General features: G+C 41.8%; 20 protein-coding genes, 1 tRNA gene and 1 other annotated feature. Of the genes, 12 read left to right on the forward strand and 9 right to left on the reverse strand.

Going from position 1 to position 23,020, the window contains the following annotated elements; translation table 11 throughout:
• Window positions 1-249 precede the first annotated feature (249 nt).
• Window positions 250-1,194 carry a glycosyltransferase family 2 protein gene (locus I8748_RS07140; RefSeq protein ID WP_198123955.1) on the reverse strand — a complete coding sequence of 315 codons (945 nt, stop codon included), beginning with the start codon at window positions 1,192-1,194 and terminating at the stop codon, window positions 250-252.
• A gap of 358 nt (window positions 1,195-1,552) precedes the next feature.
• On the opposite strand from I8748_RS07140, the gene rplS reads away from it, so the two are divergent.
• From rplS to rplL, 8 genes are all read left to right on the forward strand, one after another.
• A complete protein-coding gene (gene rplS / locus I8748_RS07145; RefSeq protein WP_198123956.1) occupies window positions 1,553-1,915 on the forward strand; it encodes a 50S ribosomal protein L19 in 363 nt (120 codons plus the stop codon).
• A 146-nt stretch (window positions 1,916-2,061) separates the two neighbouring features.
• A tRNA-Trp gene (locus tag I8748_RS07150) sits at window positions 2,062-2,134 on the forward strand.
• Window positions 2,135-2,328: 194 nt separating this feature from the next.
• Window positions 2,329-2,550 (forward strand): preprotein translocase subunit SecE, encoded by a 222-nt coding sequence (secE, locus tag I8748_RS07155; protein ID WP_198123957.1) that lies wholly within the window; start codon window positions 2,329-2,331, stop codon window positions 2,548-2,550.
• Entirely contained in the window at window positions 2,550-3,182 is a 633-nt protein-coding gene (gene nusG, locus I8748_RS07160; RefSeq protein WP_096558512.1) for a transcription termination/antitermination protein NusG, read from the forward strand. Before secE ends, nusG begins: the two co-directional genes overlap by 1 nt.
• A 6-nt stretch (window positions 3,183-3,188) precedes the next feature.
• Complete coding sequence (rplK, locus tag I8748_RS07165) at window positions 3,189-3,614, forward strand: 50S ribosomal protein L11 (protein WP_198123958.1); 426 nt, start codon at window positions 3,189-3,191, stop codon at window positions 3,612-3,614.
• 126 nt (window positions 3,615-3,740) lie between these two features.
• Window positions 3,741-4,457: a 50S ribosomal protein L1 gene (gene rplA, locus I8748_RS07170; RefSeq protein ID WP_198123959.1), complete on the forward strand. Its 717-nt coding sequence runs from the start codon at window positions 3,741-3,743 to the stop codon at window positions 4,455-4,457.
• Window positions 4,458-4,544: 87 nt separating this feature from the next.
• Window positions 4,545-4,706, forward strand: a sequence feature (ribosomal protein L10 leader region).
• 61 nt (window positions 4,707-4,767) lie between these two features.
• Window positions 4,768-5,319, forward strand: a complete 552-nt coding sequence (gene rplJ / locus I8748_RS07175) for a 50S ribosomal protein L10 (protein ID WP_198123960.1) — start codon at window positions 4,768-4,770, stop codon at window positions 5,317-5,319.
• A 98-nt stretch (window positions 5,320-5,417) separates the two neighbouring features.
• On the forward strand, window positions 5,418-5,810 hold the full coding sequence (rplL, locus tag I8748_RS07180; protein WP_198123961.1) for a 50S ribosomal protein L7/L12: 393 nt from the start codon (window positions 5,418-5,420) through the stop codon (window positions 5,808-5,810).
• Window positions 5,811-6,518: 708 nt separating this feature from the next.
• On the opposite strand, the gene I8748_RS07185 is transcribed toward rplL, so the two are convergent.
• The 3 genes from I8748_RS07185 to I8748_RS07195 form a co-directional block, all read right to left on the reverse strand.
• A complete protein-coding gene (locus I8748_RS07185; protein ID WP_198123962.1) occupies window positions 6,519-8,306 on the reverse strand; it encodes a serine/threonine protein kinase in 1,788 nt (595 codons plus the stop codon).
• Between the two features lie 451 nt (window positions 8,307-8,757).
• The gene (locus tag I8748_RS07190) at window positions 8,758-10,428 is read right to left on the reverse strand and encodes an RluA family pseudouridine synthase (RefSeq protein WP_198123963.1); all 1,671 of its coding nucleotides are present in this window, start codon (window positions 10,426-10,428) and stop codon (window positions 8,758-8,760) included.
• A gap of 208 nt (window positions 10,429-10,636) precedes the next feature.
• Complete coding sequence (locus tag I8748_RS07195) at window positions 10,637-11,551, reverse strand: ankyrin repeat domain-containing protein (RefSeq protein ID WP_198123964.1); 915 nt, start codon at window positions 11,549-11,551, stop codon at window positions 10,637-10,639.
• Window positions 11,552-12,544: 993 nt separating this feature from the next.
• On the opposite strand from I8748_RS07195, the gene I8748_RS07200 reads away from it, so the two are divergent.
• Window positions 12,545-13,768, forward strand: a complete 1,224-nt coding sequence (locus I8748_RS07200) for a glycoside hydrolase family 10 protein (protein ID WP_225896354.1) — start codon at window positions 12,545-12,547, stop codon at window positions 13,766-13,768.
• Between the two features lie 269 nt (window positions 13,769-14,037).
• Here I8748_RS07200 and I8748_RS07205 read toward each other — a convergent pair whose 3' ends face one another.
• Window positions 14,038-14,334, reverse strand: a complete 297-nt coding sequence (locus I8748_RS07205; protein ID WP_214662461.1) for a hypothetical protein — start codon at window positions 14,332-14,334, stop codon at window positions 14,038-14,040.
• A gap of 15 nt (window positions 14,335-14,349) precedes the next feature.
• Here I8748_RS07205 and I8748_RS34540 point away from each other — a divergent pair, with 15 nt between their 5' ends.
• On the forward strand, window positions 14,350-14,580 hold the full coding sequence (locus tag I8748_RS34540) for a hypothetical protein (RefSeq protein ID WP_214662445.1): 231 nt from the start codon (window positions 14,350-14,352) through the stop codon (window positions 14,578-14,580).
• Between the two features lie 419 nt (window positions 14,581-14,999).
• On the opposite strand, the gene I8748_RS07210 is transcribed toward I8748_RS34540, so the two are convergent.
• From I8748_RS07210 to I8748_RS07220, 3 genes are all read right to left on the reverse strand, one after another.
• Window positions 15,000-17,738: a peptidase domain-containing ABC transporter gene (locus tag I8748_RS07210; RefSeq protein ID WP_198123967.1), complete on the reverse strand. Its 2,739-nt coding sequence runs from the start codon at window positions 17,736-17,738 to the stop codon at window positions 15,000-15,002.
• Window positions 17,687-18,445, reverse strand: a complete 759-nt coding sequence (locus tag I8748_RS07215) for a peptidylprolyl isomerase (protein WP_198123968.1) — start codon at window positions 18,443-18,445, stop codon at window positions 17,687-17,689. The genes I8748_RS07210 and I8748_RS07215 overlap by 52 nt, the downstream gene beginning before the upstream one ends.
• A gap of 224 nt (window positions 18,446-18,669) precedes the next feature.
• A complete protein-coding gene (locus I8748_RS07220) occupies window positions 18,670-19,467 on the reverse strand; it encodes a TIGR00297 family protein (protein WP_198123969.1) in 798 nt (265 codons plus the stop codon).
• A gap of 745 nt (window positions 19,468-20,212) precedes the next feature.
• Here I8748_RS07220 and I8748_RS07225 point away from each other — a divergent pair.
• Complete coding sequence (locus I8748_RS07225) at window positions 20,213-20,644, forward strand: VOC family protein (RefSeq protein WP_198123970.1); 432 nt, start codon at window positions 20,213-20,215, stop codon at window positions 20,642-20,644.
• On the opposite strand, the gene I8748_RS07230 is transcribed toward I8748_RS07225, so the two are convergent.
• Entirely contained in the window at window positions 20,574-21,242 is a 669-nt protein-coding gene (locus I8748_RS07230) for an esterase/lipase family protein (protein WP_198123971.1), read from the reverse strand. The genes I8748_RS07225 and I8748_RS07230 overlap by 71 nt on opposite strands.
• A gap of 378 nt (window positions 21,243-21,620) precedes the next feature.
• On the opposite strand from I8748_RS07230, the gene I8748_RS07235 reads away from it, so the two are divergent.
• On the forward strand, window positions 21,621-22,127 hold the full coding sequence (locus I8748_RS07235; RefSeq protein ID WP_198123972.1) for a hypothetical protein: 507 nt from the start codon (window positions 21,621-21,623) through the stop codon (window positions 22,125-22,127).
• Window positions 22,128-23,020: the final 893 nt, after the last annotated feature.

A 23,020-nucleotide genomic window follows, 5' to 3' on the forward strand; every position in this document is an offset into this window, starting at 1 on the left:
TAGTTATTTGTCTTTTGTCATTAGTCGTTACAAAGGAAAAATAGATAATTATAGGACTTACACAAGAACTCTCTGAAAACCTCTTTACTTTGTGTCTTTTGCAGTACCCTACCCTGCGGGAACGCCTGACGGCGAACGGGAAGCCGCTTACGCGTCTACGTTTTTTCATAGTTTTGCGTAAGTCATGAATTACAAAGCCCCTCTCCGCGTCGGAGAGGGGTTGGGGAGAGGTTCATCAAACTCACGTATTTAAGACTCAATTAATACAAATTTGCGAATATGAGGGTTGTTAATTTGAGAGTGGCGGAAGCAGAAAATAGTCAACAAAAGCCACCAAGCAAACAGAGAAAACAAAGATTTATCTAATATTGATATAAAGCTTTGGAGGTTTCTTTGCTTGAGCGCTACCAAACTCCAATGTAGTTTCAGGTAATTTTTAATATGTTCAAAAGCAGGAACATGAGAATTATGTTTACTATCAATCAAAGCGTATATTTTCTTTTTCATTAAAATATTGGTATCTAGTCGCCGAGCCAAAGAAAATTTTTGATTATACGCGCCAGGCCAAATGGTACGGTAAGCGAGGCACTGATTGAGGAAAATGGCATCACCAAACTGGGCAATGCGAATCCAAGAATCAATGTCATCACAGTTAGCATCTAGTTGGGAATCCCATCCGCCAGTTTTCCAGAAAGCCTCACGACGGCAAGCCACTTGCACAGGTGTACCAAAGGGTACAAGCTCTAAGAGCATACCGTAATGAATATCTGCTTGGGGAATACAGAAAGCTAAGCCAGGGCCAAGTCGGGGGGTGCGGCTGAGTTCAACTTCATCACTATCCACCTGAGCAGCAATACAAGAACAAATGGCAGCATTAGGGCAAAGTGCGATCGCCTGTGCCATTTGTTCTATACAGTTGGGAGATAAGTAATCATCATCATCTAAAAACTTAATCCAATCGCCGCTAGCTTTTTGAACTCCAGCATTGACTGTTGCTGCGTGACCTTTGTTAACTTCATTGCGATGATAGATAACAGAGTCACCCAAGCTTTTGACATAAATTTCAGTATCTTGAGACGAACAGTCATCAGCAACAATTACCTCACAAGCAATTGTCTGGTTGAGAGCAGAATCAATAGCCCGACGCAACAAGTTTAAGCGATTATAGGTAGTGATGACGACGCTAAATTTCATAAATATCACACCCTCAGCACAGCCTTCTGCAATATAACTTGCATACTGTAGCTGCCGTATCGGTAGAATTATCAATATCTAAATCTACAAGGCTTATGCAACTGGCACATATATCTTTTGTTATAGAAGTTAAGAGTCAAGAGGAGACATTTGCGTTTTGAGGTTCTCTCGCTCTCATGCAAGTGGTTTGAGAACCCAATCTCTTGTACTACCTCACTACACGACAGGCTGCTTTTAACTCTCAACAACCTTGTAGAGGAAAATAGAAACTTGGGTAAGTCCTGATGTAAAATCAGTAGACTGAAACAGGTTTCTCGATTTATCATTGATGATTGTGAGTTTTTAAAGCAAAGAGGCTATGAGCGCTCAAGAGATTATCCGCTCCATTGAAGCGGAACAACTAAAATCGGATCTGCCCTTAATTTACGTGGGCGACACTGTGAAAGTCGGAGTCAAAATCAAAGAAGGTGACAAATACCGCGTGCAACCCTACGAAGGTGTTGTGATTGCCAAACGTAATGGCGGTATTAATGAAACAATTACAGTCCGCCGCGTATTTCAAGGTATTGGCGTTGAGCGGGTGTTTCTGCTCCATTCTCCCCGAATTGACAGCATCAAAGTTTTGCGCCGTGGTAAAGTCAGACGTGCTAAGCTATATTATCTGCGCGATCGCGTAGGTAAAGCTACCCGGATCAAGCAACGGTTTGACCGTTCTTTGTGATTAAGCGTTAGACAGTATGGGAAAAATCTTAACTCAAGCGGCATTTGCCGCTGATTTGTTCCCAAGACAAAAATAAGGTAATATAGAGTTCGGATTGTGTTAAACTAAAAAGGTTGAACACAACAACTGAATCCAAGCCAGCTTGTGCGCTCTTAGTTCAGTTGGTAGAACGCAGGTCTCCAAAACCTGATGTCGGGGGTTCAAGTCCTCCAGGGCGCGCTCGGAAGCAAAAAACATAACCCGGAACAGTAGCACATCTGCTAGTATAGCAGTTAGTGCTAGTGATTTCGGGTATAGTTATTTTATTATTTGCAGCTTTCTTGCTTCCACTAAAGTTAGGACGGAATTAAAGCTGTAACCCTGAACGTGAACTAGCAGGATATAGCTATATAAGAATGGGGAGATAAACGACTGTGGCCAAGAAAAATGAAGCAGAAATGCCAGAAACCACGAATGGGTTTAGCTTGCTCAACTTCTTCCAAGGAACTAGAGAAGAGCTTGAGAAAGTGGTTTGGCCCAGTCGCAAGCAGCTAGTAAGTGAATCAGCGGCTGTGTTGCTGATGGTGACACTTTCCGCTTCTTTGATCTATTTGGTTGATGGATTCTTCACTTGGGCAGCAAAACAGGTATTCTGATGACTTCTGCAACAGACGAACCACTCAATTCGACTTTGCAGTCAGAGGAAACAGCAGAAACAGCGCTCAAAGAAGCACGCTGGTATGCGGTGCAAGTAGCCTCCGGCTGTGAAAAACGTGTCAAGACAAACTTGGAGCAACGCATCCAAACTTTTGATGTCGCCGACAAAATAGTTCAGGTAGAAATTCCACACACGCCAGCGGTAAAAATTCGCAAAGATGGCAGTCGCCAGCACACAGAAGAAAAAGTTTTTCCTGGTTATGTGCTAGTGCGGATGGTGATGGATGATGACTCCTGGCAGGTGGTGCGAAACACTTCCCATGTAATTAATTTTGTGGGGGCAGAGCAAAAACGTGGCAGTGCCAAGGGTCGTGGTCACGTTAAACCAGTGCCTTTGAGCCATTCAGAAGTAGAACGTATATTTAAACAGACTGCTGAACAAGAGCCAATTGTCAAAATTGACATGGCTACTGGTGATAAGATAGTTGTGCTTTCTGGTCCATTTAAAGACTTTGAAGGCGAGGTGATTGAAGTCAGTCCAGAGCGGAGTAAGCTCAAAGCCTTACTCTCAATTTTTGGACGAGATACACCCGTGGAATTGGAATTTAATCAGGTAGAGAAACAGAGTTAAATACAAATGGCGAAGAAAGTAGTAGCGGTCATTAAACTGGCCTTGAACGCTGGGAAAGCCAACCCAGCACCGCCAGTTGGCCCCGCGTTGGGTCAACACGGCGTTAACATCATGATGTTCTGCAAAGAGTACAACGCCAAAACAGCAGACCAAGCTGGGATGGTGATACCTGTAGAAATTTCAGTATTTGAAGACCGGAGTTTCACATTTGTACTGAAAACGCCACCAGCATCAGTATTAATTCGCAAAGCAGCGAAAATAGAAAGAGGCTCAAATGAACCCAACAAAAAGAAAGTTGGAAAAATTACCAGGGCACAATTGCAAGAAATTGCCCAAACCAAACTTCCTGACCTCAACGCCAACGATATAGAAGCGGCAATGAAGATTGTGGAAGGAACCGCCAGAAATATGGGTGTAACAGTTACAGACTAGTCATTAGTCATTGGTCATTAGTCATTAGTAAAAAAATACAAATGACAAAGGACAAATGACAAAGGACAAATGACAAAATTTTATCGGGGGAGAAGCGAAGCTTCGGAATGACCCCAGGAGAAAAAAATGGCAAAAAAAATATCACGCCGTTTGCAGGCGTTACAAGCAAAAGTAGAAGATAGGGATTATAACCCTTTAGATGCTTTAAACCTTCTCAAAGAGACAGCAACAGCTAAATTCCCCGAAGCCGCTGAAGCACACATCCGGCTGGGAATTGACCCAAAATATACAGACCAACAATTACGGACAACAGTAGCACTGCCCAAAGGTACAGGACAGGTCGTGCGGGTAGCTGTAATTGCCAGAGGTGAAAAAGTAACAGAAGCATCCAATGCTGGTGCGGATATAGCTGGTTCCGAAGAACTGATTGACCAAATTCAAAAAGGCTTCATGGAGTTCGATAAGCTAATTGCCACACCAGATGTGATGCCTCAAGTGGCAAAACTAGGTAAATTGCTAGGCCCTCGTGGTTTGATGCCATCGCCCAAGGGTGGAACCGTGACCTTTGACTTAGCAAGTGCGATCGCAGAATTCAAAGCTGGTAAATTAGAATTCCGGGCTGATCGGACTGGTATAGTTCATGTTATGTTTGGTAAGGCATCCTTCTCGCCTGAAGATTTGTTGGTAAACTTGAAGGCGTTGCAAGAAACGATTGACCGTAACCGTCCTTCAGGAGCTAAAGGTCGTTATTGGCGTACAGTATATGTGTCTGCCACTATGGGGCCATCGATTAGAGTCGATATCAGCGCCCTACGCGATTTAAAACTGACTGAAGCAGCGTAATGAAAGTTAAGAGTTAGAAGTTAGGAGTTATGAGTTATAAATTTTATTCTTAACTTCTCACTATTCACTCCTAACTCCTAACTAACTTTAATTGAATAGCTAAAGCCGGAGACAGCAGGTGCTAATAGCTTAATATCCTGCCTAGGTTAGAACTCTCATTGCCTGAACATCACCTATAAAGGTGTGGTTATGGCATGAAGAATTACTGCTAGACCCCGGCTAAGATAGCTGGGGTTTGTTGTTTTGGGTCGGTCAGAACAAGATGCACAAGTAGGGAATCGATGATTTTGCCCTTGGAGGTGAAACAAGCATGGGTAGAACGATAGAAGACAAAAAAGAGATAGTAGCTGACCTAAAAGAAACTTTGAATGAGTCAACTTTGGCACTGGTAATTGATTACCAGGGGCTAACTGTTGCTGAAATCACTGATTTACGGCGGCGGCTGCGTCCGAGTGGTGCTGTTTGTAAGGTGACCAAGAACACCCTGATGGGTATTGCTATTGAGGGTCAGGAAAAATGGCAACCACTATCAGAATTACTAAAAGGTTCCTCGGCATTTTTGCTGGTAAAAGAGGATTTTTCATCTGCAATTAAAGCTTATCAAGACTTCCAAAAAGCTACCAAGAAGACAGAACTTCGTGGTGGCGTTATGGAAGGTCGCCTGCTCAAAGAACCTGATGTCAAGGCTTTAGGAGACTTGCCATCTAAAGAACAACTCATGGGTCAAATTGCTGGAGCCATCAACGCCTTGGCTACCAAGATTGCCGTGGGTATCAACGAAGTTCCTGGTTCTCTGGCTCGTGCCTTGCAAGCTGTGGCTGAGGGAGAAAAAGGCGGTAGCGCTGAAAGCGCTGGCGAATAGACTAAGCGATTCGGTCAATAGTCAAGAGTCAATGGTCAACTGACAACTGACAACTGACCACTGACAAATAATTAATCAAAATTACAGGAGTTAGATCAATGTCTGCTGCAACCGATAATATTTTGGAACAATTGAAAAACTTGACTTTGCTGGAAGCTGCTGAATTAGTCAAGCAAATTGAAGAAGCTTTTGGCGTGAGTGCTGCTGCACCCGTAGGCGTAGCAATAGCTGCTCCTACTGGTGGTGGTGCTGCTGCTGCTGAACCAGTAGAAGAGAAGACCGAATTTGACGTGATTCTCGAATCTGTCCCTGCTGATAAGAAGATTGCTGTACTGAAGATTGTACGGGAATTAACTGGTTTGGGTCTGAAAGAAGCGAAAGACTTGGTGGAAGCTGCACCCAAGCCAGTTAAGGAAGGTCTTCCCAAGGATGCTGCTGAAGATGCTAAGAAACGCATCGAAGAAGCTGGTGGTACAGTCACTGTGAAATAGTCCAAATTACATTAGTAGTACTAATTGAAAAAGGAGCCTTATTTAGGCTCCTTTTTATTATGCTGTAGGCGCAATTCATGAATTTTCCCTACATTAAAAAAAGGGTTGCGGCTATATAAGTAAATTAACTCTGAAAAACGCCAAATAAAGTTTTAGCGATGACTTTGCTTGTCAGCATGAAGCTCGCTTTGCACATTTCACGTTTAATGGGTTTAGCTACTTATTTCCAAGTTGATGAACTAATGATTTTGGATTTGTGTTTAATCTTCAAGAATTAGCTTGATATCTACCTATTTTTATTTTATGTTCTTAACGAAGTAACGAAAATACATAATAAATCAAAAATATTGCACAAAAAAATAATTGAATGAATAATTCATATGATAGTTATTTATTTACTTTGACTTAACTTAATCTTCATCTTTAACCCATAGAATAGTAATTTGATAATTGCATAAGCTGACAATATCTCTATCAAGTTTTGCTTTAGTAATTGAGTTTATTATTGCCTTCATCTCAGCCCATTTAAGCTAAGTTTGACTTGCTTAAACAAAGGTAGTAATACTAATTAATAATTCGTTCTTAAGACATTACAATATTAGATACAGGGGCTTTAGTATATGCTATTTTCTTGATTAAAAAATGGAATAATTATTGATGACAAAAAGATGCGATCGCCCTTCACTTCATCAACTCTTGGCTGCTAGGTTAACATTGTTTAGCTGACGACGGACTCACAAAATCATGTAAGTCTGCATCCCAAATACTAATGTAAATAAAGTCACATTGCTGGCGGACAATTTGACCCTTGACTGAGCCTTGGGTAAAAGTAAAGTTGTCTAACTGCCTCTGTTGTATCTGTTGCAGACCTTGTTTAATTTCTCCAGTAGCTTGCCCACCCAACATACCATTGATAGTAACCTGCATTACCTGTGGGTCTACTGATTGGGCAAAAGCAACTTCAGTTTGCCGCAAAACTCCAGATTGACGGTCAAATAAATAACCAAGGTCGATTTGATTAGGCACTAACTTGTATGTGACAGCACGAGTCTTACCCCAAACGCCTTTTAAATCTCTTTTTGGCTTTCCAAGTGTAGCCTCTACTGTGCTTCTTGCTGTACCTGTGGGAAATGCTGGAACGCTTACTCCAGTGGTTTTTGGCTGCTGCGGCTTTGACTGGGGTGTTGAACGGGTTTCTGGTGTGGGAACTCCAGCAGTTTGATTCTCTGTGGGCTGTTGTGGTGCTGAAACGACTGGGGGTTTAGGGGTATCTAAAGTTACAGGGTTCCTCTCTGGCTGTGGTGTCGAGGCTTCTGAAGGATTGGGTTCTGCTTGGCGCTTTACAGGAGTAGAATTTTCTTGCTGCTGTGGTAGTGAAGTAGGTTTAACTGAAGATGGGGAAGGTTGGGAAGAAATAGACAAACTAGGAGTTGCCAAAGATTCTGGTGATGGGGTGGAAATCCTAGCAGTGGTTGTTTGAGACTGTTCTTGACCGATGATTTTAGCGATCGCAACCCCAGCAATTAAACCACCAACCACTAAACTGCCAATAACCAAAGCAGGCTTTTGCCAGTTGCTTGCGGGTATTGTCTGGGGAGAATATAAAGCTTGAGTTTGCCGGGTCGATGGGGCTATGGTATTGGCTCTAGTAGATGGCTGTGTAGAAATATCACCAACAGACTTTAAAGCATACAGCATTTTACTAGCAGTACTATAGCGATCGCCTGCATGGGGTTTAATTGCCTGATTGAGTACCATCGCCAGATGAGGCGAAACATAAGGGGCGTGATTCTGCCAAATGATTTCCCCTGTTTGCTGGTTAGTTTGTAATTCTTGTGGGTATTTGCCTGTGAGTAGGTAAATTGCCGTCAAGCCTAAACTGTAGATGTCAGTAGCGTAAACTGGTCGTCCTACGGCTTGTTCGCTAGGCATATATCCAGGTGTACCAATGACGAGCGATCGCGTCAACATTCCTGGACTACTGACCACTGACCGTATGGTTTCTTTAACCGCCCCAAAATCAATTAAAACTGGCTTATTATCAACAGACCGGAGAATAATATTATCTGGCTTGATATCTCGGTGAATGATGCCCTTACTATGGACATAATCCAAGACTGATAGCAGACTCAAGAGAATTTCCTGAACTACAGCTTCACTCTTATATCCTTGAGTTTCCACAATATTTCTCAGAGTTTGACCGTAAATCCATTCTTGAACCAGGTAAAACTGCCCATTCTCCGAAAAATAGGCGTAAAGTTTGGGAATTTGGTCACTACTTTCGCCTAAATACTCTAAAGTTGCAGCTTCTCTCTCAAATCGCTGCTGAATAATTTGGTAGGTTTGTGGATCATTGGCCATAGGTTTAAGTTGCTTGATCACACAGCGACGACGAGAAGGCATGTGTGTATCTTCTGCCAGAAAGGTTTCACCAAACCCGCCAGCACCAAGTACCTCGATAATTTTATAGCGATTGTTCAGCAGCGTTGTTGTCATGAGAATTTACAAGCCTAGACACGCAGTGGCTTGTCGTAAGACATCGCCTTTCCCAATTTACATCTATATTCTTAATCTTGGGCTTAACCTGCGACATCTGATGATAATATTCTCTGCTTTGTTGTCACCTGGAGCAAGAATTGTGATGATGAATAATCGATATATTACAATACGGTTCAGTTAGGCTGAAACTTTTTGCCAAAGTCAATTTTTTGAACGAACCGTCCTCCGGGTTCAGCAGTTCGCAATCGACGCAAAGCGGAGGCACTCCGTTGGACGGGTTTCCCGGCTTGAAGGAAGTGCCGTCCAAGACTGCGACTGCTTCACCAAGGACGCCAAGGACGTAAAGAGAAGAAAGAAAAGGAACAAATGCTCAACCACTCCTTCCTGCTCTAAGATTACCTATCTTTTCTTTCTCTGCGACTCTGCGTCTCTGCGTGAGATTCAATTCTCAAAATGGCGTTTTTGCCTGTAAATAGAGCATATTACCTAACTGTGGATGCTGAAAGCGAAGTTCTCTTGCGTGTAAATGTAATCGATTGGCAATGGCACGACATCCATAAAGGCGATCGCCTAAAATAGTTACGCCGAGTCCTTGCACATCAGCAGCATGAACTCTGATTTGATGGGTACGTCCTGTCAATGGCATAAACTCTACACGAGTATAATTTCCTTCTCTCGCCATCACCCTGAAGTTTGTCAAGCTAGGCTTACCGCGTTGCCAATCAACTTGTTGATAAGGGCGATTTTGCGGATCTCCCCACAGTGGCAATTCAATTACACCTTTGTCAGTTGTTACAGCACCAGCAAGTATAGCCTCATAAACTTTGTGAACCTGACGCTGCTGAAACTGCCGATTGAGGTGACTATGAGTCAAGCGATCGCGAGCTAACACAAGAATACCAGAAGTTTCTTGATCTAACCGATGCACAGGCATAAGTGCCATGCCATCGGGTAACAGATGACGCAATCGACTGAGAACACTATCTTGACTGTCACGATAACGACCAGGGACGGATAGTAGACCAGCGGGTTTATTGATAGCAATCAACCATTCATCTTCATAAATAATGGGTAAACTCATTTCTCCCCCTTCCCTCGTAGGGAAGGGGGTAGGGGGGTTAGGTCGAAATCCCGACAGCAGAAACCCCATGATTGGCTGACATCGTTCTGGACAAGCGCCATAAAACTCTCCTTGAACTTTAGCTTGATTCATTGAAGACGGCCCCCACCAAAACTCTGCCATTGCTAGAGGTTTGAGATTATGAGTTGCTGCGTAGTGTAGTAACTTAGGGGCACAACAATATCCTGTACCAGTAGGTATTGAGCCTGATGGCATCAATTGTTGTAGCGATCGCGATTCTCCTAAAAAATTCGTCAGAGAGTAAGCAGCGTGCATTTGAGTCTGCAATTGACAGGATATTTCTTGACGCCGCTGTTTCAGTTCCTGCATCCGTGCATCAGCTGCTACAATCAACTGCTTTAGCAGGTGTAATGCTTCATCCCGTCGGCGTTTGAGTTGTCGCCGTTCAATACCATACTGACGGCTTTCTGCATCCAGTTGTTCAAGTGCAGTAGTGAGTGCTGTTCCTGTAAGTATTTCAGAGAGTAATTGACGTTTTTCATGTCGTTGATGTTTGCAATGTTGATGGCGATCGCTCATTGCTTGCAACTGCTGCTGAAATTCCTCAGACAAAGTTTTGTATTGCTGGCGTTCTGGAAGTAGCTTGAGGGTAATGAGTTCATACTTGATTGCATCCAGTTCAGCCAAAGTACGAGCTTCTTGTAAAGCAACTTCGTCTCGTCCAGGAATTGGTGGCACCCAACCCTCAACTATACTGTAACCATTCAGAAGACCGGAAAATGCTTTTAATATCCGTTGTTCTCCAGTAGCCAGTTCTACCAGCAATACCCCATACATCTTGCCTTCACGAGAATAACGCTCATCTGTGGCAAGCTTTTGCATTAAACTATGAGCGATCGCTTCTACCAAAGGTGTACGGGGTAGTTTTACCAGTTCACCACTTTGAGGACAAAACCCTTGATAATAATAGCGAGGAGATAAGTTGTCAATGACACAATTGTAGTCAAGAAAATCTGAAAGCGGATGAAGAACCACCATATAAGGCTGATTTTTATATCTAGCTGAAATTGATTTTGAAATTTTTGTGTTTTAAGTTATTACTAGCATAATACCTACTTCTTGTTTTTAAGATTCAACAGTTTTATCAAAATTACAATTTTTATCTTCAGTTTCACCAGCTTCTTTTATTATCAATTTAAAATTTATAAACATAAATGAAAGTGTGATTGTGCTTGAATTTTTTATTTTAATCTTCTTTTGCTCTTGTTTTCAGCAAAAAATTAACAATATCGGTATGTCCTGCAAGTTTTGCAAGGCTTAATGCTGTATCTACTCTATTATCTTTCCCATCAATTTTTGCACCATATCTAATTAATAATTGAACACTGTTTATACTACCTGCATTAGCAACTGCCATGAGCGCATTTCTACCTTCATTTGTTTTTGCATTAATATCTGCACCCATCTCAAGTAAAAGTTTAATTACAGTAATCTGATTTTCATCTGTTGTAAGTGAGGTAAATGTTGGATATCTCGCAAGACTCGTTCCTTCTGCTGCCGCAATTAGTGGAGTTTTTTGCTCATCTTCTGTTTTGCAGTTTACATCAGCTCCATGCTTGAGCAACAACTTAACTACAGGTATATGACCCCAGAAAGCTGATGGAACAAGGGCCGGAGTTCCATCACTACCAATAGCGTTGACATTTACTCCTTGCCTGATTGCAGCCAGAACTGCATTGCTATCTCCTATTGCAGCAGATGCTATAAAATCTTCTGTAAAATTATCATCTGCTCTTTGACGATACACCAAACCTTTAGGCAGTATCTCTTGAGCTTCCTGTCTTAAATCAAAGGAAGTTAGAGGTGCAAGATAATCAAAAATTTCCTGTAGTCCCCAGTAAGCAGCTTTCCATATAGCCGAAAGTCCACTGTTATCTTGAGCGTTAACATCTGCTCCAGCTTCAACAAGCATACGAACAACATTAATATCTCCTGCACGTACTGCTTCCATGAGAGAAGTCTGCTCGTCATCAAGTCGGATATTAATGTTAATTCTATTTTGAATCAATTGTTTTAAACTACTTGTATCACCTTTTTTCAGTGCAGTTTCAAGTGCCTTCCCAAGCAAATATTTTTGCTTAAAATTTGATGTATCCTGCATTTACTTATATCCTTTAAAAGGTATAGTTATCCAACAAGATTTACAATCTTCCCACTACTCATTGAGATAGTGGCTGTTTGGGTAATCATTTATATCAATTTCCCCAAGAGAATCTAGATAATCTCCCAACTTGATTTCTATCTCCAACTGTGGAATTCAAACTTGTTGAGTTACCTTAAATTGTCCATGTAGAAAACACAAAATCAAACAAGCATTTTTACTCACAGTAGCTTGATACTGGGGAAGTTGTCTAATTCATGTTTAATCCATTCATAGTTCATAGGTATATAATGCTTAAGCTATTATTTTATCAATCACAACAGAAATGTAGCGATCGCCCTCAACTTATACTGTGTATATTTAAATTAACTTAGATGCCTAATACTAATTTCCCCAAATTAAGTTACAGATACAAACAATGTTACATAGATAAAATCTAACTTTCCTAATTAGGAATTATGAATTAGCATGACAGCAAGCTACTTTGTATCTATGTAATTAGATTAAACTGACACAAATGTGATACAACCAAAATTACTATATAAGTAAGTTCTACTGTACTAGAGAAAACTTACGATCCAGTATAAATACAGAGTTTTACTATAAGTAGTATATTTATTCTTAAATTCAGCTTTTGCCCTTAACTACAGCTTTGTAAGGCACTAATGAGCTACTATCTACGTCAATATTGATATTGGTGTGCTAAATCTGCTTCAGTTTATGTGAGGCAAAATTTTGATGCGTTGCATTCAATGGAAAAGTACTAACTAACCAATTTTCTAGTAAGCAAAAATGCTCTTAGACTATCAGGTTAGGAGGTTCCGTGATCAAAGTTTGCGATGCCAAGTGTGGGTAGCTAACAAATTGTTCAAACTTATGAAATTAAGTTTCATTTTCCAGGGTTGGCGGTATGGACGCTCTGCTTTGAAGCAGTATAGTAGAGTTGATTTCCTCCAAAAAGAACTGCTCAAAGGCTTTGCTGAGTTGAAGCAAATGGCATTTCCCCTCCTCAGACGGCAGCATTGCTTCAAAAGTACAATCATTAAAAAGACATCACTCAAGAATCTATTTCCAATTTTTGTATTGATATCCTTTGCCACAGTATTGTTGGTGAACAGTTTTACTTCCGGTGCGATCGCGCAGATACCCCGCCAAGAAATTCGTGGCGTTTGGATGACAATTAATGATTTTGACACCCTCAAGGATCGTGCGAAAGTGCAGAATGCCGTAAGTCAATTGCGACAGCTAAATTTCAATACTATTTATCCGGTAGTGTGGAATTCCGGCTATGTAATGTATCCCAGTGCTGTAGCACGCAATACGGGTATCCAACCCTTTGTCTTCCGCGGCTCTGATGGACATGATATTCTAGCAGACCTCATTGCTCAAGCTCATCGCCAAGGTTTATTTGTGATTCCCTGGTTTGAGTTTGGATTAATGGCTCCTCCAACCTCAGAACTTACATTAAACCATCCAGAGTGGTTCACGCAACAGCGGGATGGTAGCCAAACTTCTATTAGCGCTGCTGGTGAAGTTATGTGGCTTAATCCATTTCATCCAGAAGTGCAACAGTTTATTACCAGTCTCGTACTAGAAATCGTCACTCAATATGATGTTGATGGTATTCAGTTTGACGATCATATGAGTTTGCCCCGTGAATTTGGCTACGACCCATATACACTTAAGTTGTACACTCAGGAAACTAAGAAAAATCCCCCTATTAATCCTGAAGATCCAGAATGGGTACGTTGGCGGGCGGATAAAATTACGGCGTTTATGGTAAAACTCAACCAAGCCGTAAAACAGAGAAACAGCAAAGCCATTTTCTCTGTTGCTCCCAATTACTACGACTTTGCTTACAAGTTTCAACTACAAGACTGGCTGACTTGGATGCGGCTAAATATTGTCGATGAGCTAATCGTACAAATCTATCGTCCCGATCTCCAAAGCTTTATTGCCAATATTTCCCGCTCAGAAATTCAAGAAGCGCAACAAATGGTACCTACTGGTATTGGAATCATGGCAGGAATGCGAAATCGTCCAGTTCCAATACAACAAATTCAGTCTCAGGTGCGCGCTGCCCAAGGACGAGGTTTAGGTGTTGCCTTCTTCTACTACGAAAGCCTTTGGAATTATGCTCCAGAATCCTTAAGTGAAAGGCTGGCTGGTTTGCAAAGTCTTTTTCCTGCTCCTGCCTTCCGTTCTGCAATGGAATAACTTTACACCAAGATTTGTCGTCATCAGCGATCGCATTTACCAGTTAGCTTACTACAAGGCATCGCTTCATGAATGTCTTTCACTTGGTTATACCAATTTAAACGATGTTTAGGGCAAATAGGGCATCGAGAATGAAGGAATACCCCGTAATGGACATAATCACTTTTGGTGTTAACTCAGCTAAGAGTTGATCGACTTTAGCTTGCAGTTGATCGAGTGTGTGGAAACAAGCCCATTTGAGATCAGCTTTTAGATGTGCCCATAGCCGCTCAATGGGATTGAGTTATGGACACTAAGGTGGTTGAAACAACTCTCATCACATTCTCAGGCAAAATCAGATGCTTACTTGTATGAAAGCGCCCTTGATCAACTTGAAGAATGTTGAGATTATCTGGATATGCTTGAGAAAATTCATTTAAAAACTGTTGATACCCAATGCTATCAACATGAGAAAACTGTAAAAAAAAGGATTCTCCTGTTGCAGGTTCAACCGCACCAGAGAGCCAAAAGGCTTTGAATAACCACTGCCATGCTCCTATGGGTTTGACTCCACAGGCACTAATCAAGCGTCCGAGCAGTGTATGCAGTCCAAAACGACTCTCCAAAGTCAGCGAAGTAGCGAATTGGGCGTTCTTGTTGGCGAACTTGCCGATCATACTGACTCAACAACTCCAGGTCATCTGCAAGTTTTTTTTAAAGGACTCTGGCTGTTGCGGCTTCTGCTTTTTGTGTTGCGATGTTTCCCGATGGCTTTGGCGATCGCAGTTCTCGTCGGTGCATTCTCCTGTTTGAGCCAGTACAGTACTTGCTAACGTTCTTTTGCTGTTGCTGTTTCGGCTTGACGCAACCTTTCTAACGTGAGTTCGATGAATACTGTTTCGACCTCTCCCCCAACCCCTCTCCTACAAGGAGAGGGGAGTAAAACCCTTATTTTTTCGTTACTCCTCCCTCGCCTAAATGGAGAGGGAGGCCAGGAGGGAGAGGTCTGTCGAACTCAGGTTTTCTACCAAATCATCCAAACTTTCCTTGACTTCAATTGAGGTCACACCAACCATCGGTAGATATCTCTAAACGATGATTCTCAGTTTCCCTTATCTGCCCTGTCTCCAATCTAAATTGGTATCAGCACTCAGCACTTTGCCATAAAGCGTAGACTTGAGCTACTAGCTAAAAATTTATTTTTTGGTGGGAGATTGAACAGATGTCAAAACGCTGTTTCTTACAACACCCTCTAAATGTTTGCCTGCTGCCGTTGATATAGTGACCAGTACAAGCCTTTTTGTTGCAACAACTGTGAGTGGGTTCCACGTTCAGCAATTACACCTCGCTCTAACACCAAAATTAAATCAGCACGTTTGAGGGGTGCAAAGCGGTGAGCAATCAGGAATACAGTACGATTAGCAGATATTTTTTGCAAGTTTTGCAGTACTTGCTGTTCAGTTTCACTATCCAAAGCGCTGGTAGCTTCATCCAATACCAAAATTGGTGCTTGGGAAAGAAATAATCGTGCTAAGGCAATGCGTTGGCGCTGTCCACCAGATAAAGCTGTACCGCGTTCACCCACATTAGTTTCGTAACCGTAGGGCAATTGACTAATAAAGTCATGGGCTACAGCTAGTCTTGCAGCTTCTACTACTTGCTCGGCAGTAATGTCGGGATTGCCAAGAGTAATATTTTCCAAGATAGTACCGTTAAATAAAAAGTCTTCTTGGAGAACTACACCAGTTTGTTGTCGCAATGAAGCTAAATCAGCACTTTTGATATCAAAACCATCAATGAGGATGCGTCCTGATTCAATTTGATAGAGGCGTTGTAACAGCTTAGAGAGGGTACTTTTACCAGAACCGCTACGTCCGACAATGCCAACAAACTGTCCTGGTTCCACATTAAAGGAAATGCCTCGCAACACTGGTTCAGTATGCGGTTGATACCGGAAAAACACTTGCTCGAAGGTGACTTGACCTTTGAGGGGTGGTAAAACTAAACCAGTTCCGGCTTCTGCTTCTGGGGCAACGTTGAGGATGTCTCCTATGCGGTCTACAGAAAGTAAGACTTGTTGCAGATTTTGCCACAATTGCACTAACCTCAAAAGTGGGCCTGTGACTCTCCCACACAGCATTTGAAAGGCTACAAGCTGACCGATAGTGAGTTTTTGTTCAATAACCAACTTGGCACCAAACCACAGAATCAGTAGAGAGGAAAGATTGGTGAGAAAGTCACCAATATTACTGCTAATGTTAGAGGTAGTAGAAGCTTTAAAACCAGTACGGATAAAGCGAGCAAATAAGCCTTCCCAGCGATCGCGTGCTACTGGTTCTGCTGCATGAGCTTTAACTGAGTGAATTCCTGTGACTGTCTCAACTAAAAACGATTGACTATCAGCACTGCGGTTAAAAGTTTCGTTGAGCCAACCCCGAAGAATTGGTGTAGCAACTATGGTCAAAGTAGCAAACAGTGGTAGTACTGCCAAAGCCACAAAGGTCAGCGGGATATTATAGTAAAACATCAATGCCAGGTAGACCACAGCAAAGATGCTATCTAGAATTACAGTTAATGCTGTACCAGTCAGAAACTGACGGATTTGTTCTAGCTCTTGAACTCTAGCTACTGTGTCACCGACGCGCCGCGACTCAAAATAAGCCAAAGGCAGACGCATCAGATGCCGAAATAGTTGTGCCGATAAGCTCAAATCTAAGCGACGAGCTGTATGGGTAAAGATAAATAGTCGCAGAATGCCGAGTATAGCCTCGAATAAAGCTACCAATAAAAGCGCGATCGCCATGACATCAAGAGTCGGCAAACTCTCTTGCACCATCACTTTGTCAATGACGACTTGCGTAATTAATGGTGTACCTAACCCTAAAAGCTGCAACGTAAACGATGCCAGCAAGACTTCTCCTAGCAAGTTGCGGAACTTCCAAACTGCTGGAGTAAACCAACTCAGGTTAAATTTTTCTTGCTTGGATATAACTTCTACTTGCCACAGCTTGCCATCCCAAGCAGCTTCAACTACTGATTGGGGAACGCTTTCGCAAGTATGATCGGCATTTAAGGGATTACCAATAATTAGGCTAGAACCTTTCACTCCATAAGCCACTACCCAAGAAGGTGTTGGCTGTGAGTCAGATTTCCACTGTAGTAAAGCTGGAAATGATAACTGCCGCAAATCAAGCCAACTCACTTGCAACTGCTGCAAAACCAACCCTAATTTTTCTGCTGCTTCAATAACATGTTTCGGGCGTTCTCCCCTGAGTTGGCGTTGTACCCATTCCAGTTTTACAGGATTTTCCAACTGTTGAGCCGCCATTGTTAAACAGGCAGCAGCTGTATTCCAGCTATAAACAAAAGGATAACCGGATATTACAGATGAGGGAGGTGAGGGAGGTGAGGGGGATGAGGGACATGAGGGAGATGAGGAGATGGGGCGATGGGGAGAATCTAGTAATAACTTCTCCCCTGCTCCTGTGCCCCCCTGCTCCTCTGCTCCCCTGCTCCCCCCATCCTCTTGTGAACTTTGCCAAAACTCCTCCATTTGCGGTGTGGAAACTTCTGTTAATAATGCTGTATCCCAACACACCACTACTACTTCTTTACTGGCAGCTACAGCTTTATACTCGACAGAAAGCTTTTGTAAGTCGCCAAACCAATCTCCTGCCTGTAAGGCTGCCAAAGGTTTGCCGACATCTTGCTCCCCAAGATTGCGGGCTTCACTCCGCAAGCGGACTTTACCAGCAACAATGAAGAATTGCTGACCTCCGATTTCACTTGACCAGATTTTTTCTCCAAGACGATATTGACAGGTTTGGCACTGATTTTGTAAGTGAGTTTGTTGTTCAGGAGTCAGCCAGCATAGAGGCGGCTGATCCCAAGGCACGCAAGCTAGTACGTTTACTTGTAGAGATCCATTATCCAGAAGTTTTAGTTCACTTGTAGTTTGACTGTCAGCTTTTGAATTTTCTGGGCTAGCCATTTTTCAAATAATTCATTTTGTAATGCTTGCTTGAGTTGAGTATCTTCTAAAGAAGCTGGCACAAATTGTTCTACTCGAAACAAACCATAACTTCCTTCGATTTCTATTGGCCCTACCAGTTGTCCAGGGCTTGCCGCATCAATAGCAGCTCTGAGTTTATCTGGCATTGTTCCCCGGCTAATGGGCCCCATCATGCCGTTGACAATTCGATCATCTGCTACTGAATACTCTTTAGCTAGTTGTTCAAAGCTACCTCCTTCTTCGATTTGGGTTTGTAGTTCTTCACTGAGTTCTCGATTCTTAACAACAATCCGAGAGAGGATCACCCGATCCAGAAAAATCTTACGTTCAATAAAATATTCTGGGAGTTTTGGTTCTGTCACTAAAGCTTTAAGTTTTTCTAACTTAAAGCTAAAAGCAACTGATGTGTGAAATGTAGTGTAATCTGTGCCATTACTCTTGAGCCATTCTTGAAAACTTTGCGGGTCTGTAAGTTTGTTGTTAAGGCGAAAATCGATAATTGCCTGTTCTGTTAAAGCTGGGCTGATTTCAATATCGTCTCGTGTTTGTATTTCTTGCTCAATGACGTGCTGACGAAGAATATCGCCAATGAACTGTGCTAATTTTCCAGAGGCTTGGAGATATTTTACTGCTTTGTCAATAGAAATTGGTTGGTCATCGACTGTCAAAAATGATAAAGTTTCCATGAATTAAACCAATAAAAACAGCTAAGATTTTGTAAAAATTAAAATGTATATTGCAAACCTCTAGAAGCCAGCTATTCTTTACAGAAAATAATTTAGTATTGTAATTGACATTTTTTAGTAAAGAGTTAATGCTTATGCTATTTATTGCATAGCACTACAGCAACAACACCACAAGTGCGTTGCCTGAAATTACTTTTAAATCTCCAGAGAAGTCAGGAAAATAATTAGCCCAAGGTACTTGTCCAGATCCAAGCAAGTAATATTGCTGCGATCGCACCAATTAATGTATTCAAAATATTGACTACTTCATTGGTTAGCCAGTTGTATTTAGATTGCAGTGTTGCGCCAATAACACTTTCTAAATTAGTGGCAATAAAAGCTGCCAATACACACCAAAGTATCCCCAATAGATTAATCAAACCGACTGCCCAGGCTATGATAGCGATCGCAATTGAACCCCCCACACCAGCTAAAGTTCCCTCCAAGCTCACTGCTCCTTCTGTGCCACGAGGTACTGGCTGTAGTGTAGTAATCAAAAACGTACTTTTACCGTATGCTTTGCCAACTTCGCTAGCACAGGTGTCAGAAAGCTTAGTACTAAAACTTGCCACGTACCCTAATAAAAGTAGGGAGTGGAGACTGGACACTAGGGACTCTTGACTGGATGTAAAAAATCCTGAATTTATAATCCCGACTCCCAAAGCACACAACGCTCCAGTTAAAGCCGAACCCCAGACATTTTCTGGGCCTCTTGCCCCAGAACGCTTTTCAGCTATCCCTTCAGCTTCCTTTTGTGCCATGCCAATGCGTGTCACACCAGAACCAACCAAAAAGTAGAACATTACAACCACATATCCCCACCAACCTAAAGTTCCCCAAATTAGTACGCCTAGTAACCAGGCGTGGAATAATCCCGCTGGGGTCAGCAGCTTTTTAGGAGCAATCCAAGCTAAACCCAATAAAATTGTGTTCAATCCTGCTCCCACTAACCAAGGATTCGCAGAGTTAATTAAAGATAACATCAACAATGAATCACGAGTAGTTTTGCCAGAATACCAACAGAATAACCAATTTTGGAACTTGGGTGTTTTCTGGGGATTTAAGGATTGGGTGTTAGTCAGAAAAACTTATTTTATAAACTAAATTCCTTCCTAGCCCCAGTGCCTAATCTCAAGAACAACTTTTGTTTACCAAAAGACCTGGAAAAGTTATAGTTAATCAATAAGTAAATTTTAATGCCTGTATTCAAAGTTTTAACCCAGTATTTGCTTGTAAAATTAAGTAAATAAAAGCATATTAGACTTAATCATTCATGCAAACACCATTAATATAATATAAGATAATTTTATATTAAACTGTATTCAAGTTGACCACAAACAAACTTTAAAACAATAAATTCGCAATTTAAGTAAGTCGGTGGAAATAAACCAAACTATGTTACGAAACATAAATGGGCTTTAAACCCTTACAAATGACAAATGACAGTCCTAGCCAGTTATCTTTAATTGCACCGCCCTACTTACCTCTTTGCCTCCTGCTCAAGAACTCACCTGCTTTGCTACATTCCTGCCCAAACCCCAGATTTTTCGCCTCAGTACGTAAGACCTAAAATGGTAAATAACTAATTGGGCATAATTAAATCTAACTATGTTTTTTCTTTCCCTCATGCCCCATGACGCCACTTGCTCCACTTGGGCAAAGCCCAAGACCGCAGTGGCTCGCCTATGCCCAATTCCCCATGCCCCATGAGTGTACTTATTGTTAAATATGAGCCAAACTTTATTTCATCTGGCTTTCCCCGTGACTGATATTGCTCAGACAAAGGCTTATTATGTCGATGGATTGGGCTGTATCCCTGGTCGTGAAAACCCCCAAGCTTTAATTCTCAACTTCTATGGTCATCAATTGGTAGCCCATGTCACTAGAGAGGATTTAACACGCCAACGCACGATCTATCCCAGACATTTTGGGCTAATTTTCACCCAAGAGCGTGATTGGGAGGATTTACTAAAAAAGGCACAACAACAACAGCTGCTTTTTCGTGAAGAACCAAAAAATCGCTTTGTTGGTTCTCACCTTGAGCATTGCACTTTCTTTTTAGAAGATCCTTTTTACAACCTGATAGAACTCAAATATTACCGCCACCCAGAGGCGATTTTTGGAAGCTATGAGTATACCCAAATTGGGGATAGGGGTTAATCGGTTCTGTTAAGGCAGTTGCTACTGCTGCCAAACATCTGGAGTCTCCCAGCATCCAAGAGTGTAGCGCCACTGGTAATATCACTTCTTTTCCTACAGGCAATTGTGAACTGCTTGTTGGTACAATCATCAAATCATAAGGTGTCCATATCGACGTAAAATTCAGATGTCTTAACATTGCAGCATCAGAATTTAAATTTTTGATAAAAGCACTGTTGGGGCGCATTTGCATACAGCCACGACGCTGTGAAGCAAAGGCAATCACAGTTCCATGATGAGGTGAAGAGATAGTAATAAAGCGCTGCACACGGTTAATGCCTCCCAAGCGTTGAACATAGTAACGGCTAACAATTCCTCCCATACTGAAGCCTATCAAGTCCAGCGGTTGCTCTATGGCAAAGTTGGCTGCCACATAATCAGCTACCTGCTTTGCTAATACATCAAGGCCAGCATCACCATTGTTGGGCACGAGATCCAGCGTGTACACAGACCACCCCAGATACCTCAAGTAAGCCGCCATTTTGTCAAAAACTGCTCCTGTATCCTCAATGCCATGTACTAATAAAACAGGATTATTTTGCTGATTTTGAGTGTTCATCTGCCAAACTCGCCTGCATCAAGTCTGTAGAAAATTTAACTGAGTACTGCGGCTACCTGTCTCTAGGCTGTGACACTCCTCCTACTGGTTGAGTGCAAATAATTATTTGCCGAGTCATAAATGTTAATTTATGTTAAGCAAACTTTCAGAATCTTGCCCTCAGTTACAGTAAAATTTAATAATTAATTCTCGGTGTCTACAGGTTGCAAGTGCTTGCAAAGTTGATAACATTTGCCCTGTAGTCTTACTACAATGTTGATTAGTACAAATCTATAAAGCTGGTCAGCGCGATAGTGTAGCGCAAAAAAATGTAACATTTTGCTGTAGTTTTTAATATTACGGCCAACATTACAGATATCAAAGGCAGGAGCAATTCTAATGTTCGGTTCTATCAAAAAGTTAATCACGAGTTTAATTAGTGGGATCGTAGGATTTATTACTGGGTTATTGCCTGGTAAGAAAAAAGGCGGTGGATACTATTTGGAACTAGACGAAGCCAAAGATGCAAAGCCAGTAGAGGCTGCTAAAGAAGTTGCAGCGAACGCTAAAAAAGCAGTAGAAACAGTTGTATCCGAAGCACCAGCTCCATCACAGCCAGCGTCATTGAACGGAACAAAAACCGCCGCAGCTAAAACCAAAGCTAAAACATCCAAAAAGACAAAACCAGCTGATGTTCAATTAGTCCAGACTGCTGAAGGTCTGAAAGTTGAACCCGACAAAAATGCTAAAGCAGCAGCTAAAGCAGTTAAAGAGGAGCCAAAAGAAACCACCTTTGCGCCCACATATCTTGCTCCTACAGGTAGCGGTTCTAACGGTCGTCGCCGTCCGGGAGCAAACATGAGTGCTTATCTAGAACTGGCACGTCAGGTTAAAACTCCTGGTTAAAAAATGTAGGTTAGTTAACCACAGTTCTTAATATAAACTGTGCGAGGAAGCTAAGATACCATTTTGTGTACTCTCTGTGACTAACACTGTTGAGTTTCACACTTTACCAAATAAAAATTTTGCATTTTTCCCAAGTTGAAGAGACGCGAAGGTTTGCGTCTCTTCATTATTAATAATCACCTTCTGGGTTCTAAGTCTAGAGATGATGGCATTGAACGTATAAGAATAAGAAGATTACTGCCAAATACTGGTTCATAACTCACTGCTTTAGACATCTCTACTGGCACTTATAGTAAAGTGCTGAGTGCTGAGTGCTGTAGACGCTTGGTGCGGCTACTCTTCTCTTTCAAAGACGCTACGCGTAGCTTGTTTCCCCGTAGGGGTACGATAACGCCTAACGGCGAACCCGCAGGGTGGAGCCACTGCGGTGAGGTGGGAGACCCTAAGACCGTACTGGCTTAACAATGACAAAGAACGGTCAGATCAAGTGATTGCGCAAATGTATTTTAGCTTAGCGATCGCATTCACATTAATATCCTTAAGTAAATTTGTAGTAAATTATACTGTTTTTAGCTAGCATTTTCTTACCAATTCAGATCGCTATATATTCTGGCTGATCACAGATGACGCTTTTATTATTCCTTGATAATTCCTCGAAAAAATTTTTCACAATTATCAAGTTTACTTCATTACTAATTAATGCAACTTTCCAGAAACAATAAAACCTTCTTTCCTGCAACAGTATTATTCTAGTCCTCTGAATGATATTGAAGAAAAGATAAAAAACATAGATTTGAATTTTCTGCTAGATGATTTGCCTAAAGTTATGACCTCTATGCAAATAGGGGCAGATATAATTCGTGAAATTGTACTTTAACTTCGTAATTTTTCCC

The organism is Amazonocrinis nigriterrae CENA67 (assembly GCF_016056305.1).
GTDB lineage: Bacteria > Cyanobacteriota > Cyanobacteriia > Cyanobacteriales > Nostocaceae > Amazonocrinis > Amazonocrinis nigriterrae.